Genomic DNA, 17,315 nt, shown 5'->3' with positions numbered 1-17,315 from the left:
GGCGGCTTCATGGACTCATGAAGCCGGTTGCCCCGCTCACCGTGCCTTGCCGGCCTTCCACGCGTTCAGCAGGCTGTCGTAGGCGATGGTCTCGCCCTTGGGCTTCTCGTTGGGCAGCTTGGCCCACGGCGCCTGCTTGTCGCTCAGCCACTTCTTCGCGTCTTCACGCTTGTTGAGCTTGGGCGCGCACTTGGCCATGCCGGCACGTTCCAGCCGGGCCATCACGTCGTCCATCTCCTTGGCCAGCGTGTCCATCGCGGCCTGCGGCGTCTTCTCGCCGGTCACGGCCTGGGCCACGTTCTTCCACCACAGCTGGGCCAGCTTGGGGTAGTCGGGCACGTTGGTGCCGGTCGGGCTCCAGGCCACGCGCGCCGGGCTGCGGTAGAACTCCACCAGGCCACCCAGCTTGGGCGCCATGTCGGTCATGGCCTTGCTCTGGATGTCGCTCTCGCGGATTGGCGTCAGGCCGACGATGGTCTTCTTCAGGCTGGTGGTCTTGGCAGTCACGAACTGCGCATACAGCCAGGCGGCGGCCGTCTTGTCGGCGTTGTGGTCCTTGAAGAAGGTCCAGCTGCCAACGTCCTGGTAGCCGTTCTGCATGCCCTGCTTCCAGTACGGGCCGTTGGGGCCCGGCGCCATGCGCCACTTGGGCGTGCCGTCGGCATTGACCACCGGCAGGCCCGGCTTGGTCATGTCGGCGGTGAAGGCCGTGTACCAGAAGATCTGCTGCGCGATCTGGCCCTGCGCCGGCACCGGGCCGGCCTCGCCGAAGGTCATGCCGGTGGCTTCCTTGGGCGCGTACTTCTTCATCCAGTCGACGTACTTGGTCAGCGCGTAGACGGCAGCCGGCGAGTTGGTGGCACCGCCACGCTCCACGGCGGCGCCCACCGGCGTGCACTTGTCGTCGGCCACGCGGATGCCCCACTCGTCGATCGGCAGCCCGTTGGGCGCGCCGATGTCGGCGGTGCCGGCCATCGACAGCCAGGCGTCGGTGAAGCGCCAGCCCAGCGACGGGTCCTTCTTGCCGTAGTCCATGTGGCCGTAGATGGCCTTGCCGTCCACCGTCTTCACGTCGTTGGTGAAGAACTCGGCGATGTCCTCGTAGGCGCTCCAGTTCAGCGGCACGCCCAGGTCGTAGCCGTACTTGGCCTTGAACTTGTCCTTCAGGTCCTGGCGCGCGAACAGGTCGGCGCGGAACCAGTAGAGGTTGGCGAACTGCTGGTCGGGCAGCTGGTACAGCTTGCCGTCGGGCGCGGTGGTGAACTTGGTGCCGATGAAGTCCTTCAGGTCCAGGCCGGGGTTGGTGTACTCCTTGCCGGCGCCGGTCATGTAGTCCGTCAGGTTGAGCACCTTGCCGTAGCGGTAGTGGGTGCCGATCAGGTCGGAGTCGCTGATCCAGCCGTCGTAGATGCTCTTGCCCGACTGCATCGAGGTCTGCAGCTTCTCGACCACGTCGCCTTCCTGGATCAGGTCGTGCTTGACGGTGATGCCGGTGATCTCGCTGAAGGCCTTGGCCAGGGTCTTGGCCTCATATTCATGCGTGGTGATGGTCTCGGAGACCACGGAGATCTCCTTCACGCCCTTGGCCTGCAGCTTCTTGGCGGCTTCGATGAACCACTTCATCTCCGCCATCTGCTGGTCCTTGTTCAGCGTGGACGGCTGGAACTCGCTGTCCACCCACTTCTTGGCCTCGGCCTCGCCCGCTTGCGCGGTGTGCCCGGCCACGGCCAGCAGGGCCGCCAGGGCGAGTGCGCTGTATCGCAAATTCATGTCTGTCTCCTCGGTGTGCTTCCCCGCTACTGCGGCTTGGGTGACCACGGCCCCGGGGAAGCACCGGGCCGGATTCCCTTTGTCATTGCGGGCGCTAGCCCTTCTTCATGATCACGGCCAGCACGGCCATCGACAGCACGAAGCTGATCCACACGCTGGGCTCGTTCTCCAGCGAGAACCACTGCGCCAGGTGCTCCCCCAGGCCGACGAAGGCCAGGTTGATGTAGGCCGCGGTGAGCAGGCCGATGAAGAGCCTGTCCCCGCGCGTGGTGGCCATCGGCAGCCAGCCCTTGCGCAGCACGGTGGGACTGCGGAGTTCCCACACGGTCATGCCCGCGAGCATCAGCGCGATGCAGATGAAGAAGATCGCGACCGGCGTGGTCCAGACCATCCAGGTGAACATCTCAAACTCTCCCCATGGCAAAGCCCTTGGCGATGTAGTGGCGCACGAACCAGATGACGATGGCGCCCGGCACGATGGTGAGCACGCCGGCCGCGGCCAGCGTGGCCCAGTCCATGCCCGATGCGCTCACCGTGCGGGTCATCGTCGCGACGATGGGCTTGGCGTTCACGCTGGTGAGCGTGCGCGCCAGCAGCAGCTCCACCCAGCTGAACATGAAGCAGAAGAACGCCGCCACGCCCACGCCCGCCTTGATCAGCGGCAGGAAGATGGTGAGGAAGAAACGCGGGAAGCTGTAGCCGTCGATGTAGGCCGTCTCGTCGATCTCGCGCGGGATGCCGCTCATGAAGCCTTCCAGGATCCACACCGCCAGCGGCACGTTGAACACCAGGTGCGCCAGCGCCACGGCCAGGTGCGTGTCCATCAGCCCCACGGTGGTGTAGAGCTGGAAGAACGGCAGCAGGAACACCGCCGGCGGCGTCATGCGGTTGGTCAGCAGCCAGAAGAACACATGCTTGTCGCCCAGGAAGCTGTAGCGGCTGAAGGCATAGGCCGCCGGCAGCGCCACGCTGATGCTGATGACGGTGTTGATGGCCACGTAGATCAGGCTGTTGATGTAGCCCGAGTACCAGCTCTCGTCGGTGAAGATGCGGTGGTAGTTGTCCCAGGTGAACTCCTGCGGCCACAGGCTGAAGCTCGACAGGATCTCCTGGTTCGTCTTGAACGACATCATCGTCATCCAGTAGATTGGCAGGATGGCGAAGACGAGGTAGAGGATGAGGAACAGCGTCCTCTTCTGGAAGCCGGTCTTATTCACCTGCGTGCTCCTTGTCGGCCGTGCCCACGCGCTGCATCCAGTTGTAGAGGATGAAGCACAGCAGCAGGATGATGAAGAAATAGATCAGCGAGAACGCCGCCGCCGGGCCCAGGTCGAACTGGCCGACCGCCTTCTGCGTGAGGTACTGGCTGAGGAAGGTGGTGGCATTGCCCGGGCCGCCGCCGGTGAGCACGAAGGGCTCGGTGTAGATCATGAAGCTGTCCATGAAGCGCAGCAGCACCGCGATCATCAGCACGCCGCGCATCTTGGGCAGCTGGATGTAGCGGAACACCGCGAACTTGCTGGCACCGTCGATGCGCGCGGCCTGGTAGTACGCATCGGGGATGCTGCGCAGGCCGGCATAACAAAGCAGCGCCACCAGCGGCGTCCAGTGCCACACGTCCATCACCAGCACCGTGAGCCAGGCATGCGTGGCATTGCCGGTGTAGCTGTAGTCGAAGCCCAGCTGCTCCAGCGTGTGGCCGAGCAGGCCGATGTCGGCGCGGCCGTAGATCTGCCAGATGGTGCCCACCACATTCCACGGGATCAGCAGCGACAGCGCCACCAGCACCAGCACGGCCGAGGCCTTCCAGCCCTGGGCCGGCATGGCCAGGGCCAGCATGATGCCCAGCGGGATCTCCACCGCCAGCACCGACAGCGAATAGACAATCTGCCGCAGCAGCGCGCCGTGCAGTTCCTCGTCGCGCATCACGCTGGCGAACCATTCGGTGCCGACGAACACGCGCCGCTCGGGGCTGATGATGTCCTGCACCGAGTAGTTCACCACCGTCATCAACGGCAGGATGGCCGAGAAGGCCACGCAGATGAAGACCGGCAGCACGAGCAGCCAGGCCTTCTGGTTGACGGGTTTGATCGCGCTCATGCGATGAGCTCCTCGTTCTTGTAGAAGCAGGTGTGCGGGCCCACCACCGCCAGCCAGGCGGTGCTGCCTTCGCCGGGCACCGGCGTGCCGGGGGCCAGCCGGGCCTTCAGCAGCACCTCGCCCACGCGGGCGGTGAGCAGCTGGTAGGTGCCCACGTCCTGCAGCCGCGTGACGGTGGCCGGCAGAGCGCCCTCGTCGCCTTCGCGGGCCAGGGCCACGTACTCGGGCCGCACGCCCAGGGTGAATTCGCCGGCCTGGCCCAGCCCGGGCAGCGCCGGCACGCCAGGCATCGGCCGGCCGGCCACGCTGAGCAGGCGGCCGTCCCATTGCGCGGGCAGGAAGTTCATGCCCGGCGAGCCGATGAAGTGGCCGACGAAGGTGTGGCGCGGCCGCTCGAACAGGTCGCTGGCGCTGCCCACCTGCACCGCGCGGCCACGGGTCATCACCACCACCTGGTCGGCGAAGGTGAGTGCCTCCACCTGGTCGTGGGTGACGTAGATCAGCGTGAGCTTGAGCTCATGGTGGATCTGCTTGAGCTTGCGGCGCAGCTGCCACTTCAGGTGCGGGTCGATGACGGTCAGCGGCTCGTCGAACAGCACGGCGCTGACGTCCTCGCGCACCAGGCCGCGGCCCAGCGAGATTTTCTGCTTGGCGTCGGCCGCCAGGCCGGAGGCGCGCATGTCGAGCTGGCCGCTCATCTCCAGCATCTCGGCGATGCGGCCCACGCGCTCCTTGATGCGCGCCGGCGCCACGCCGCGGTTCTTCAGCGGGAAGGCCAGGTTCTCGCCCACGGTCATCGTGTCGTAGATCACCGGGAACTGGAACACCTGCGCGATGTTGCGTTCCTGCGGCGAAGCGCGTGTGACGTCGCGGTCGTCGAACTTCACCGTGCCGTGCGATGGCTGCACCAGGCCCGAGATGATGTTGAGCATGGTGGTCTTGCCGCAGCCCGAGGGGCCCAGCAGCGCATAGGCACCGCCATCCACGAAGCTCATCTTCAGCGGCAGCAGCGCGTAGTCGCTGTCCTGCTGCGGGTCGGGGCGGTAGCTGTGCGCCAGGTCGAGGTCGATGCGTGCCATGTCAGTTCAATCCCGCCGGGGCCACGAGCAGGTCGCCGGCCGCGTCGAACACGTACACCTGCGCCGGGTCCAGATACAGCGTCACCTGGCTGGCCAGGTCCAGCACATGCACGCCGGTGAGCTGCGCCACCACCTCGCCCACCGCGGTGGCCACGTGCACGAAGGTGTCGGAGCCGCTGATCTCGGCCAACTCCACCTGGCCGGGCAGGGCCAGGTCGCCGGGCCGGCCCACCACGCGGAAGGCCGGTGCGCGCACGCCCACCGTCAGCGCGCCGGGCGCCGTGGAGCCCGGCAGCAACAGGGCCAGCAACGGGCCGCCGGCCAGCTGCACGCCGCCGGGCGCGGCGGTGGCCGGCAGCAGGTTCATCGGCGGATCGCTGAAGGCACGTGCCACGCGGATGGACTGCGGCCGGTGGAACACCTGCGAGGTGGGGCCGTATTGCAGCAGCTCGCCCGCATCCATTACCGCGGTATAGCCACCCAGCAGCAGGGCCTCGGTGGGCTCGGTGGTGGCGTACACCACGGTGGAATCGCCACCGGCGAACAGGCCGACCAGTTCCTCGCGCAGCTCTTCGCGCAGCTTGTAGTCCAGGTTGACCAGCGGCTCGTCCAGCAGCAGCAGCGGAGCGCCCTTGGCCAGCGCGCGGGCCATGGCCACGCGCTGCTGCTGGCCGCCGGACAGCTCCGACGGCAGGCGCTGCAGGAAGGGATCGATGTGCAGCCGCTCGGCCAGGGCCAGCACCTGGCGGTCGATGGCGGCGCGGTCCAGCTTGCCCTGCAGCTTCAGCGGCGAGGCGATGTTCTCGGCCACCGTCATCGACGGATAGTTGATGAACTGCTGGTAGACCATGGCCACGTTGCGCTCGCGCACCGGCACGCCGGTGACGTCGCGGCCATCCACCAGCACCTTGCCGTGCGAAGGCGTGTCCAGCCCGGCCATCAGGCGCATCAGCGATGTCTTGCCGGCCTGGGTGGCGCCCAGCAGCACGGTCACCGCACGCGGCTGCAGCCGCAGGTCGATCGGGTACAGGTGGGCTTCGGCGCCCACCTGCTTGTCGACGCGTTCCAACGAGAGTTCCATCTTGTCCAGTCTTCTAGGAAGCGGTGCGGGCGGTTGCGGCCCGGCTTGGCGGCAGGCCGGCCATGGTCTGGTCGGCGGGGTCGTTCTCGCCTGGGAAACGGGCGGCCCACCACGCGGCCACGGCGGCGCGCTGGGCCTCGGCCATGTGCAGGCCGAGCTTGGTGCGGCGCCACAGCACGTCGTCGGCGCTGCGGGCCCATTCGTGCTCGTGCAGGTAGAGCAGCTCGGCCTCGAAGAGCTGCGGCGCCACCTGGGCGCCCAGCGCCTCCAGCGCGGCGGCTTCCGGCGGCAGGATCAGCGCGACGCGGCTGCCATAGCTGCGGGCCCAGCGCGCACGCAGCGGGGCGGGCAGCCAGGCGTGGCTGCGGCCCAGCGCGGCCTCGAAGCGCGGGATCGCGTCCGCATCGGCCACCGGCGTGGGCGCGGCACGGCGGCGCGCGGCGGCGGGTGCGGACAGGCTGGGCAGCGCCACCTCGGGCCAGGCCGCGATGTCGCCGCCGGGCATCACCGCGCCGGCCGTCCAGGCGCCCTGGGCCAGGCCCAGCGGGGCCTGCAGCATGTCGGCCGCTTCCTCGGCCAGCTTGCGGAAGGTGGTGATCTTGCCGCCCCATACGCTCAGCAGGGGCGCCGCGCCGGTGTCCAGCTCCAGCACGTAGTCGCGCGTGACGGCCGAGGCGTCGCTCGATTCATCGTCCAGCAGCGGGCGCACGCCGCTGTAGGTCCACACCACGTCGGCCGGCCGCACCGCGCGGGCGAAGTAGCGGCTGGCCTGCTCGCACAGGTAGCGGATCTCGGCCTCGTCGATGCGCGCGGTGCCGATGGCGCCGTGGTGCTCGATGTCGGTGGTGCCGATCAGCGTGAAGTCGCCTTCGTACGGGATGGCGAAGATGATGCGCTTGTCGGGGTTCTGGAAGATGTAGGCATGGTCGTGGTCGAACATCTTCGGCACCACGATGTGCGAGCCCTTGACCAGCCGCAGGCTCTTGGTGCCCTGCAGGTTGGCCTGCTGCTTGAGGAACTGCGCCGTCCATGGTCCGGCCGCATTCACCAGCGAGCGGGCCTGCACCGGCTGCAGCGTGCCATCGGCATGGCGCAGCGTGGCCTTCCAGCCTTGCGGGCCGCGCTCGGCCTGGGTGCACGCAGTGCGGGTGAAGATGCGGGCGCCGTGCGCCTGCGCATCCAGCGCATTCAGCAGCACCAGCCGGGCATCGTCCACCCAGCCGTCGGAATACACGAAGCCCTTGGTGAAGCCCGGCTTCAGCGGCTGGCCGGCCGGATGGCGGCGCAGGTCGACGGTGGTGCTGCCGGGCAGCACCTCGCGCTTGGCCAGGTGGTCGTACAGGAACAGGCCGGCGCGGATCATCCACGCGGGCCGCAGGAAGTTGGCCTTGGGATCGTGCGGCATCACGAAGCGCAGCGGCCACATGATGTGCGGCGCCGCCTTGATCAGCACCTCGCGCTCGGCCAGCGCCTTGCGCACCAGCGAGAACTCGTAGTACTCCAGGTATCGCAGGCCGCCGTGGATCAGCTTGGTGGAGGAGGAGGACGTGTGCTGCGCCAGGTCGTGCTGCTCGCACAGCACCACCTTGGCGCCGCGGCCGGCGAGGTCGCGGGCGATGCCGGCGCCATTGATGCCGCCGCCGACGACGAGCACGTCGCACGACAAGGTGTTGTCGCCGGTGGGCAGCGGGTTCAAGGGCATGTCTCCTGGTCAGCGGCCGGCGTCCCGGCGTTCGTTTGAAGTTCGTTTCGCGTTCGTTATCGCGCTTCTTTTTTCGTTTTAGCCGCTTCAGCGAGCCTTGGCAAGTAGGCAAACCGCCGGGAGGCAGAACGCGCTTTTGCCCCTACCCTCCCAGCCGTGGCCCAAACGCTGAACCCCAATCCCCGCCAGGAAGGCATGCTGGCCCTCGTGAAGACACGCGGTTCGGTGTCGGTCGAAACGCTGGCCGAGCACTTCGGCGTGACGCTGCAAACCGCGCGGCGCGATGTTCGTTTGCTGTGCGACGCCGGCATGCTGGCGCGTTTTCACGGCGGCGCGCGGGTGCCCAGCTCCACCACCGAGAACATCGCCTACCGGCAGCGCCAGTTGCTGAACGACGACGCCAAGCGCCGCATCGCGCGCGCCGCGGCGCAGGCGCTGCCCGACGGCTGCTCGCTCATCCTCAACATCGGCACCACCACCGAGGCCATCGCGCATGAGCTGCTGAAGCGCAAGGGCCTGCGCGTGATCACCAACAACCTGAACGTGGCGGCGATCCTGTCCGACAACCCGGACTGCGAGGTCATCGTGGCCGGCGGCGTGGTGCGCGGACGCGACCGCGGCATCGTGGGCGAGGCCACGGTCGACTTCATCCGCCAGTTCAAGGTGGACATCGGGCTGATCGGCATCTCGGCCATCGAGGACGACGGCACGCTGCGCGATTTCGACTACCGCGAGGTGAAGGTGGCGCGCGCCATCCTCGAGCATTCGCGCGAGGTGTGGCTGGCCGCCGACCACAGCAAGTTCAACCGCCCCGCGATGGTGGAACTGGGCCGGCTGGAGCAGGTGGACCGCCTGTTCACCGACCAGCCGCCGCCACCGCCCTTCGCCCACCTGCTGGCCGAGGCCGGCGTGCAGTGCGTGGTGGCCGGGGGCGGCGCCGACGAATCAGGAGACAAAGCATGACCGCCCGCTACCTGCTGGCACTGGACCAGGGCACGTCCAGCTCGCGCAGCATCGTGTTCGACCACCGCGGCACCATCGTGGCCATGGCGCAGCGCGAGTTCCGCCAGATCTATCCGCAGCCCGGCTGGGTGGAGCACGACCCGAAGGAGATCTGGACCTCGCAGCTGGCCACCGCCCGCGAAGCGCTGGAAGCAGCACGCCTCGCGCCCGCCGACCTGGCCGGCATCGGCATCACCAACCAGCGCGAGACCACGTTGCTGTGGAACCGCCGCACCGGCGAGCCCATCCACAACGCCATCGTCTGGCAGGACCGCCGCGCCGAGCCGCTGTGCGCCGAGCTGCGCGACGCCGGCATGGGCGAGCGGGTGCAGCGGACCACCGGGCTGGTGATCGATGCCTACTTCTCGGCCACCAAGCTGCGCTGGCTGTTCGACCACGTGGCCGGCGCACGCGAGGCCGCCGAGCGCGGCGAACTCGCCTTCGGCACCGTGGACAGCTGGCTGCTGTGGCAGCTCACGCGCGGGCAGGTACATGCCACCGACGTGAGCAATGCCTCGCGCACCATGCTGTTCGACATCCGCCGCAACCAGTGGGACGAGGAGCTGCTGCAGCTGCTGAAGATCCCGGCCAGCGTGCTGCCCGAGGTGCATCCGTCCAGCCACGTGTTCGGCGTGGCCGACCCCGAATTCCTGGGCGCCGCGGTGCCCATCGCCGGCATGGCGGGCGACCAGCAGAGCGCGCTGTTCGGCCAGGCCTGCTTCCGCCCCGGGCTGGCCAAGAACACCTACGGCACCGGCTGCTTCATGCTGATGCCCACCGGCCCGCGCTTCGAGACTTCGGCCAACGGGCTGCTGACCACCGCCGCCGCACAGATCGACGGCACGCCGCAGTACGCCTTCGAGGGCGGCGTGTTCATCGGCGGCGCGGTGGTGCAGTGGCTGCGCGACGGCCTGCGTGCCATCGAGAGCAGCGCCCAGGTGCAGGCGCTGGCCGAGAGCGTGCCCGATGCGGGCGGCGTGGTCTTCGTGCCCGCCTTCACCGGCCTGGGCGCCCCCTACTGGGACGCGGATGCGCGCGGCGCCATCGTCGGCGTGACCCGCGGCACCACCGTGGCCCACATCGCCCGCGCGGCGCTGGAAAGCATCGCATTCCAGAGCGCCGCGCTGCTGCAGGCGATGAGCCGCGACGCGGTGGCTGCCGGCGGCGCGCCGGTGAGCGAGCTGCGGGTGGACGGCGGCGCCTGCGTCAACGATCTGCTGATGCAGTTCCAGGCCGACCTGCTGGGCGTGCCGGTGGTGCGGCCGCAGGTCATCGAGACCACCGCGCTCGGCGCCGCCTACCTGGCCGGCCTGGCCACCGGCGTGTTCGGCAGCCTGGACGAGCTGAGCGCCCAGTGGCAGGTGCAGCGCCGCTTCCTGCCCACGCTGCCACGCGAGCGCGCCCAGGCGCTGATGGAAGGCTGGGAGCACGCGGTGCGGCAGGCCACGGCCAAGTAACCGCGCCCGCCGCCGCCACGGCTCAGCGGGCGGCCGCCTGCTGCAGTCCCGGGCCGCCGAAGTCCAGCTCGCCGGCCTGCAGACGCAGGGTGCTGGCGTCGGCGGCGGCCAGGGCATCGAACACCTCCGGCGCGGCGCTGAAGTCGCCCACCACCACGGTGCGCAAGTCGCTGGCCGGCCAGCGGCGCCGGGCGAACTCCTGCACCTGGCCGGGCGTGACGGCCAGCACCTCCTGCACGAAGCGGTCGAGCTCCGACAGCGGCCGGCCACTGGCCCAGCGCGCGGTGATCAGCGAGGCGATGCCGGCATTGGTGTCCAGCCGCCGCGCGAAGCCGCCCACCAGCGTGGCCTGGCGTGCGGCCAGTTCGTCGGCGGTGGGCGGCGTGGTGGCCAGGCCCAGCACCTGGGCCCGCAGCAGCTCGGCCACCTGGGCCGCATTGCGGTGGTCGGTCTGCGCGCTGGCTTCCCACAGGCCGCCCTCGGCATGCTGCTCGGCGCTGGTGCCGACGCCATAGCTCAGCCCGCGCTTGATGCGCACCTCCTGGTTGAGCCGCGCGGAATACCCGCCGCCCAGCACCGCATTGGCCACCTGGCCGATGCGCAGCTCGGCCACGTCGTCCGGCGCCAGCGAAGTGAAGGGCGCCAGCACGGTCACGCTGCTCTGGCCCACGCCGGGCAGGTTCACCAGCACCGTGCGGGGTGCCAGCGGCGCGGGCCGGCCGTCGCGGCGCGCCAGCGGCGCAATGCGGCTGGGCCGCCAGCTGCCCAGGTGCTGCTGCGCCAGCGCCAGCCCGCGCTCGGGCGTGAGGTCGCCGGCCAGCACCAGCAGGGTGTCCTCCGGCCGGAAGCCCTGCGCATGCAGCGCCTGCAGGTCGTCGCGCCGCAGGCGCTGCAGCGTCTGTTCGGTGCTCACGCCGCCATAGGCGCTGCCGCCCCAGTAGAGCCGGCGGGCCACCCGGCTGGCGATGCTGCCGGGGTCGCTGTTGCTCACCTTCAACGCATCCACCGCCTGCACGCGCAGCCGGTCCAGCTCGTCGGCGGCCAGCGTCGGCTGGCGCAGCACGTCGCTCATCAGCGACAGCGCCGCATCCAGGCGCGGCGTGGTCACCGTCATGCCCAGGCTGGTGGCGCGCCAGCCGCTGCTGGCCGACAGCGAGCCGCCCAGCGCCTCCGCCTGGCGCGCCAGCTCCGGCGCGGACACGGCACGGCCGTCGCGCCGCGCGCCCTGGGTGAGCAGCGCGGCCAGCATGTCGGCACGACCGGCGCGGTCCAGCGGATCGGTCTCGGCGCCCACGCGCACCAGCAGCCAGGCACTCACCAGCGGCAGGCCGCGGCGCGGGGCCACCACCACGTTCACGCCGTTGTCCAGCCGGCTTTCATGCAGGGGCGGCACCGTCACCGCGCGCGGCGGGCCGGCCGGTGGTGGTGCGCTCAGGTCGTCGGGCGTGGCGGCACCGGCGGGCAGCGTGGCCAGCAGGGCGGCAGCGGCGGGCAGGCTGCCGATGAGTTGGCGGCGGCGGATCATGGGCGGCCTTTCTGGCTGGCGGCCGCGTCGGGCGGCGCGGCGGCGGGCGCTTCGGCCTGCACGTAATGGAGGGTGGCGCGGCGCGCCTGCAGCAGGTGGCGGCGCAGCACACGCTGCACGTCGGCCGCACGCACCGCCTGCAGCCGCTGCAGCACCTCGTCGGCCTGGCGGGCATCGCCGTACTGGATCACCGCCCAGCCGGCGGCCGTGGCGCGGCCGTTGGGCGTCTGGCGCTCGGCCAGCGCGGCGGTGAGCAGCTGGGTGCGCACCTTGTCGAACTCGGCCTGCGCGATGGACCCGCGCGACAGCGCCGTGATCTCGCGCATCAGCGCCGCTTCCAGCGCGGGCAGCTGCTGCGCCGCCGGCTTGCCGCCGACACCGATGGCATAGGCCACCAGCATGCCGGCGTCGGCGTTGAGCTGGGTCTGGAAGCCGGCGGCCTGCGCCACGCGGTCCCGGTACACCAGCGCCTGGTTCATGCGGGACGATTCGCCGCCCGACAGCAGCGCGGAGGCCACGTCCAGCGCGGCGGCGTCCTCGTGCCGGGCCGCGGGGCCCTTCCACACCAGCGCCACCGCCGGCAGCGGCACCCGCGGCGCGTCCATCGTGCTGCGTACGTGGCGAGCGCGCGCGGGCTCCTGCACCGCCACGCGGGGAATGGCCTCGGCGGGCCGGGGGATGTGGCCGAAGTAGCGGTCCACCGCGGCGTCCAGCGCGGCGTCATCGAAATGGCCGGCTACGATCAGCACCGCGTTGTCCGGCCGGTAGTAGGTGCGGTGGAAGGCCTTCACGTCGTCCAGCGTGGCGGCGTTCAGGTCCTCGATGCCGCCCACCACCGGGCGGCGGTAGGGATGCTGCTCGAAGGCCAGTCCAGGCAGCGCATGGAACAGCCGGCCGTAGGGGCTCGCCAGCACGCGCTGGCGGAGTTCCTCCTGCACCACGGCACGTTCGCTGTCGAAGCTGGGCTGGTCCACCTCCAGGTGCTGCATGCGCTCGGCCTCGGCCCACAGCAGGCGTTCCAGGTGGTTGGCCGGCACCTCGCTCTGGTAGGCGGTCACGTCCTCTGCGGTGAAGGCGTTGTTGATGCCGCCCACGTCCTCGGTCAGCCGGTCGAACATCTCCGCGGCCATGTACCGGGTGCGCTTGAACATCATGTGCTCGAACAGGTGCGCGAAGCCGGAGCGGCCGGGCGGGTCGTCCTTGCCGCCCACCCGGTACCAGACCTGCACGCTGGCGGTCGCGGTGCCGCGGTCGGGCAGCGCGATGACCTGCAGCCCGTTGGCCAGCGTGCGTTGCCGCAGGCCCAGGGAAGGCAGCGCCACCTCGGCGGACCGGGCGCCCGGGCCCGGTGGCGTGGCGGCCCGGGCGGCCAGCCAGGGCGTGGCGGCCGCCGCGGCCGCCAGGCTGCCGAGCGTGCGCCGGCGTGTGAGCAGGAAGGGGTGCGTCATGCGGGCCATGCTAGCCCGCGCACTTTGGCCGACGGTTAAGCCTTCAGGCCGCAGGGGCGGCGTTGCGCTCGATCCAGCCGGCGAAGGCGCCCAGGAACTTCTGCAGGAAGGCCTGGGTGTCGGACTTCTTGATGGCGCCCAGCTCGTCGAACAGTTCGCCCGCGCCGCCGATGTAGGCCTCGGGCTGCTGCAGCACCGGCACGTCCAGGAACACCAGCGACTGGCGCAGGTGGTGGTTGGCGCCGAAGCCGCCGATCGCACCGGGCGACAGCGTGATCACCGCGCCGGGCTTGCCGCTGAGCACGCTCTGGCCATAGGGGCGGGAGGCATGGTCGATGGCGTTCTTCAGGACGCCGGGTACCGAGCGGTTGTATTCGGGCGTGATGAACAGCAGCGCGTCGGCGGGCTTGATCTGCTGCTTGAAGGTGGTGACGGCCGGAGCCGGGTTGGCCTCGTCGTCGGCGTTGTACAGCGGCAGCGCGCCGATCTCGACGATCTGCAGCCGCAGGCCTTCGGGGGCCATGGCGGCGAGCGCCAGCGCCAGCTTGCGGTTCAACGAGTCCTTGCGCAGGCTGCCGACGAGCACGGCGACATTGCGGGTCTGGGCCATGGGAATCCTTTCGCGGTGAGGGAAGACAACCGCGGTTTTACCCCGTCAGGCCCGTTCCACGCGGATGTTCAGCCGGCCGATCAGGTCGTACAGCGTGGGCCGGCTCACGCCCAGCAGCTCGGAGGTCTTCTGGATGTTGCCGTTGGCCCGGGCCAGCGCGGCCAGGATCGTCTCGCGCTCGGCCGTCTCGCGCGCCAGGCGCAAGTCGAAGGCGGTCTCGCCGGCGTCCGAAGGCGGCGCCACGTCGGGCAGGCCCAGGTCCTCGCAGGTGATGCGGTCGCCCTCGGCCATGATGGTCGCGCGCTTGATCACGCTGACCAGCTCGCGCACGTTGCCCGGCCAGGCATAGGCCTCGATGGCACGCAGCGCGTCCTCCGTGAAGCGCATGGTGCTGCGCTGCTCCTGCGAGAAGCGCTTGAGGAAGGCATGGGCCAGCAGCGCGGCGTCGCCCGCGCGGCTGCGCAGCGGCGGGATGTTGACCACGATCTCGGCCAGCCGGTAGTACAGGTCCTCGCGGAAGCGCTGTTCGCCGATCAGCGCCTTCAGGTCCTGGTGGGTGGCGCAGACCACCCGCACGTCCACCGCGATGGACTGGCGCGCACCGATGCGCTCGATCGTGCGCTCCTGCAGGAAGCGCAGCAGCTTGGCCTGCAGCGAATGCGGCAGGTCGCCGATCTCGTCGAACATCAGCGTGCCGCCGTGCGCCGTCTCGATGCGGCCGGGCGTGGTCTTGACCGCGCCCGTGAAAGCACCCTTCTCGTAGCCGAACAGCTCACTTTCCAGCAGGTTCTCCGGAATGGCCGCGCAGTTGATCGCCACGAACTTGCCGCTGCGCCGTGAAGCCTGGTGCAGCGCCTGCGCCAGCACCTCCTTGCCGGTGCCGCTTTCGCCCAGCAGCATCACGCTGGCATTGCTGGGCGCCACCTTCTCCACCATGCGGCAGATCTTCAGCATCTCCGGGTCGCGGGTGGTCACGCCCTGGGTGAGCTCGGTGCCGCGCAGCTCGCGCAGGCGCTGGTTCTCGGCCTGCAGCTCATGCAGGCGCAGCGCACGCTCCACCGTCAGGTTCAGCAGCTCCACCTCGAAGGGCTTGGCCAGGAAGTCATAGGCGCCCAGCTCCACCGCGCGCAGGGCGTTGGTGCGGTCGTTCTGGCCGGTGAGCACGATGACCTTCACGCCCGGGTCCAGGTCGAGCAGCTTCTCCAGCAGCGCGAAGCCTTCGGACACCGAGTCCTTGTCGGGCGGCAGGCCCAGGTCCATGGTGACCACCGGCGGCGTGCAGCGGCGGAACTGCACCAGCGCGCTGTCCCGGTCGGCGGCCGTCACCGACTCGAAGCGGTCGAGCGACCACTTGATCTGTTTCTGCAGCGCGAGGTCGTCCTCGACGATCAGCAGCTGGGGCGACTTCGCGGTACTCATGGGGCGCTCATCAGGTCGGCTTCGGAAGGCATCTTCGCATCATGAAGGGGCAGCAGCAGCGTGATGGTGGTGCCGCGGCCCACCGCGCTGTCCACCTCGATGCGGCCGCCCAGCTCGCTCACGTACTGGTGGCTTTCATAGGCACCGATGCCCATGCCGGCCGGCTTGGTGGTGCTGAACGGCTTGAACAGCCGGGTGTTGACGAACTCCGGGCTCATGCCCTGGCCGGTGTCGGCCACGACCACGCGGGCCTGGTTGCCGCCCGAACGCTCCACTCTCACCGACACCCGGCCGTCGGGCGGGGTGGCGTCCAGCGCGTTCTGCACCAGGTGTCCCAAGACTCGTGCCAGGCGCTCTTCCTGGCCGCGAACAAAAAGTGTGTCCTGTATCTCCAGCGCCACAGTTCTGCCGCGGGCTGCAGCGGTAGCGCGCACTTGCTCCGACACAACGCCCATGTCGACGCCGCAGACCACGCCCAGCGGTTTGTCTCCTTCGCGCAACTGCTGCATCAGCGCCTGCATCTTCTCCAGGGAGCTTTCGACCGTCAGCAGCATGTCCTGCTGGAACTCCGGGTTGTTTTTCAGGCGCTTGGCGTTCTGCATCATCAGCGACAGCTGCGTGATGATGTTTTTCAGGTCGTGCACCACGAAAGCCGACATGCGGTGGAAGGCATCGAATTTCTGTGCTTCCAGCAAGGCTTCGGTCGCGCGGGACTGCGCGAGGAAACTCGCCCCTTGCCGGCTGGCGGTTTTGAGCAGGTCGCGCACTTCCCAGGTCACGCTGCCGGCATGCGCCGGGCGCTTGAGCACCACGAAACCCAGCAGATCCGCCGGGCCGACGAACAAGGGAATCACCAGCCAGAAGGCCGCATGCTCGGTCAGCCAACTGGGAATCACCAGGCCCTTGTAGGCGGCGGGGCGTGCACGGTATTCATCCAGGTCGATGATCCAGCCGGTATCACACAGGAACCGGCACAGTGGGGAATGGGCCGGCTCCGCCGCCGCCAACGGCGGGACATTCCAGCGTGCGACCAGCGAATACTCTTCGTGCCGCGATGCCAACGCCCACAAGGCGCCGCCGGGGCACTGCAGCATTTCCGCCAAGCCCTGCACCACGCGCGCGCCCATGTCGGGCGCGGATGGGTCGCCTGACAGCCGCGCGGTGAATCGCAGCCATTCCGCCCGATAGTCGTAGCGGTAGGCGAAGAAATTCTTGGCGATGAATACCCGCAGCCGCGCCCGCACCGATCCCGACAGCATCAGCACCGCCAGGAACAGCAGCGCCAGGAACACCGTGGCCAGCTGCAGCGCGCGGCCCCAGTCGCCACTGAAATACTGAACGTAATAGCCAATGGCGGCCACCATCAGCAGGTAGGCGCCCACGAACATCAAGGTGGCGGTATGGAATACCACCGCGCGCGACATTTGCGCGCTGGCGCGCCAGTCCGCATGGCGGCGGGTGGCGATGAACAACAGCGGCACGGCCATGGCATGCACCGGCCCCCGGGTGGCCAATCCCGCGTCGTCCAATCCGCCAAACAGGACCGACTGGGAAAACAGGTACACGTCGTAAATGAAGACGAAACCGAGGCCCAGGCAGAGCGGCTTGATGTTCCAGTGGAATTCGCGCGGGGTGCGGCGGTAGAGCTGCTCCAGCAGAATCAGGCCGAATACCGGCAGCATCAGCGGCGCCAGATAACTCCAGCGGCCAATGGTCCAGGGCCAGATGTCCTGCAGCAGTCCCATCAGGCTGGCCAGCAGCGCGCCGGCCACCATCAGCGCAGCACCGGCGCGCAGGCCACGAAACCGGCGCTGTTCCGGCTGCAATACCTGCAGCAGGTACACGAATACGAAGCCATAGCGCACCGTGTCGAACAGCGCGAACAACCAGGTGGCCACCACGCTTTGCAGCGCCAGGGCCAGCCAGCCGGTGGCGGCCCACACGGCCGTGGCCGACATCGCCAGTGCGAACAGGCGGTGGGCGCCCACGTGGTGGGCAAACAGCCGTGCGGCGCTGCGCAGGCTTAGTGCAAACGCCGTGTAGGCGACGGCGGTGAAACCCCAGCCGTAGACCGCGAAGTCAGCCAAATCACATCCGGAGAAAGAAGCCGCCGGTCAGGGCG

General features: G+C 69.4%; 14 protein-coding genes. 2 read left to right on the top strand and 12 right to left on the bottom strand.

The window, feature by feature from the left end; translation table 11 throughout:
* Positions 1–36 precede the first annotated feature (36 nt).
* From LRS14_RS13785 to glpD, 7 genes are all read right to left on the bottom strand, one after another.
* Positions 37–1,770, bottom strand: coding sequence for an ABC transporter substrate-binding protein (locus tag LRS14_RS13785; protein WP_046113277.1), 1,734 nt, complete (start codon positions 1,768–1,770; stop codon positions 37–39).
* Positions 1,771–1,864: 94 nt separating this feature from the next.
* The gene (locus LRS14_RS13780) at positions 1,865–2,173 is read right to left on the bottom strand and encodes a DUF2160 domain-containing protein (protein ID WP_046113276.1); all 309 of its coding nucleotides are present in this window, start codon (positions 2,171–2,173) and stop codon (positions 1,865–1,867) included.
* Position 2,174: 1 nt separating this feature from the next.
* On the bottom strand, positions 2,175–2,987 hold the full coding sequence (locus LRS14_RS13775; protein ID WP_046113275.1) for a carbohydrate ABC transporter permease: 813 nt from the start codon (positions 2,985–2,987) through the stop codon (positions 2,175–2,177).
* Positions 2,980–3,870 (bottom strand): carbohydrate ABC transporter permease, encoded by an 891-nt coding sequence (locus tag LRS14_RS13770; protein ID WP_046113274.1) that lies wholly within the window; start codon positions 3,868–3,870, stop codon positions 2,980–2,982. Before LRS14_RS13770 ends, LRS14_RS13775 begins: the two co-directional genes overlap by 8 nt.
* Positions 3,867–4,949, bottom strand: coding sequence for an ABC transporter ATP-binding protein (locus LRS14_RS13765; protein ID WP_257799908.1), 1,083 nt, complete (start codon positions 4,947–4,949; stop codon positions 3,867–3,869). Before LRS14_RS13765 ends, LRS14_RS13770 begins: the two co-directional genes overlap by 4 nt.
* A 1-nt stretch (position 4,950) precedes the next feature.
* The gene (locus tag LRS14_RS13760; RefSeq protein ID WP_257799907.1) at positions 4,951–6,030 is read right to left on the bottom strand and encodes an ABC transporter ATP-binding protein; all 1,080 of its coding nucleotides are present in this window, start codon (positions 6,028–6,030) and stop codon (positions 4,951–4,953) included.
* 13 nt (positions 6,031–6,043) lie between these two features.
* The gene (gene glpD / locus LRS14_RS13755; protein ID WP_404977556.1) at positions 6,044–7,732 is read right to left on the bottom strand and encodes a glycerol-3-phosphate dehydrogenase; all 1,689 of its coding nucleotides are present in this window, start codon (positions 7,730–7,732) and stop codon (positions 6,044–6,046) included.
* Positions 7,733–7,900: 168 nt separating this feature from the next.
* Here glpD and LRS14_RS13750 point away from each other — a divergent pair, with 168 nt between their 5' ends.
* Positions 7,901–8,695 (top strand): DeoR/GlpR family DNA-binding transcription regulator, encoded by a 795-nt coding sequence (locus tag LRS14_RS13750; protein ID WP_257800477.1) that lies wholly within the window; start codon positions 7,901–7,903, stop codon positions 8,693–8,695.
* Positions 8,692–10,191 carry a glycerol kinase GlpK gene (gene glpK / locus LRS14_RS13745; RefSeq protein ID WP_046113269.1) on the top strand — a complete coding sequence of 500 codons (1,500 nt, stop codon included), beginning with the start codon at positions 8,692–8,694 and terminating at the stop codon, positions 10,189–10,191. Before LRS14_RS13750 ends, glpK begins: the two co-directional genes overlap by 4 nt.
* 22 nt (positions 10,192–10,213) lie before the next feature.
* On the opposite strand, the gene LRS14_RS13740 is transcribed toward glpK, so the two are convergent.
* Genes LRS14_RS13740 through prsK form a run of 5 tightly spaced genes read right to left on the bottom strand, consistent with a single transcriptional unit; the run spans position 10,214 to position 17,280 of the window.
* The gene (locus tag LRS14_RS13740) at positions 10,214–11,716 is read right to left on the bottom strand and encodes a pitrilysin family protein (RefSeq protein WP_257799905.1); all 1,503 of its coding nucleotides are present in this window, start codon (positions 11,714–11,716) and stop codon (positions 10,214–10,216) included.
* Positions 11,713–13,164 carry a pitrilysin family protein gene (locus LRS14_RS13735; RefSeq protein WP_257799904.1) on the bottom strand — a complete coding sequence of 484 codons (1,452 nt, stop codon included), beginning with the start codon at positions 13,162–13,164 and terminating at the stop codon, positions 11,713–11,715. The genes LRS14_RS13740 and LRS14_RS13735 overlap by 4 nt, the downstream gene beginning before the upstream one ends.
* 43 nt (positions 13,165–13,207) lie before the next feature.
* Positions 13,208–13,774 carry an NADPH-dependent FMN reductase gene (locus LRS14_RS13730; protein WP_257799903.1) on the bottom strand — a complete coding sequence of 189 codons (567 nt, stop codon included), beginning with the start codon at positions 13,772–13,774 and terminating at the stop codon, positions 13,208–13,210.
* Positions 13,775–13,819: 45 nt separating this feature from the next.
* Positions 13,820–15,193 carry a PEP-CTERM-box response regulator transcription factor gene (gene prsR / locus LRS14_RS13725; protein ID WP_046113266.1) on the bottom strand — a complete coding sequence of 458 codons (1,374 nt, stop codon included), beginning with the start codon at positions 15,191–15,193 and terminating at the stop codon, positions 13,820–13,822.
* Complete coding sequence (prsK, locus tag LRS14_RS13720) at positions 15,190–17,280, bottom strand: XrtA/PEP-CTERM system histidine kinase PrsK (protein WP_257799902.1); 2,091 nt, start codon at positions 17,278–17,280, stop codon at positions 15,190–15,192. Before prsK ends, prsR begins: the two co-directional genes overlap by 4 nt.
* Positions 17,281–17,315: the final 35 nt, after the last annotated feature.

The organism is Aquincola sp. J276, assembly GCF_024700035.1.
Lineage (GTDB): Bacteria > Pseudomonadota > Gammaproteobacteria > Burkholderiales > Burkholderiaceae_C > Aquincola > Aquincola tertiaricarbonis.
The sequence above is the reverse complement of the archived record's forward strand: the minus strand, read 5'-3'. Positions and strand labels throughout refer to the sequence as shown.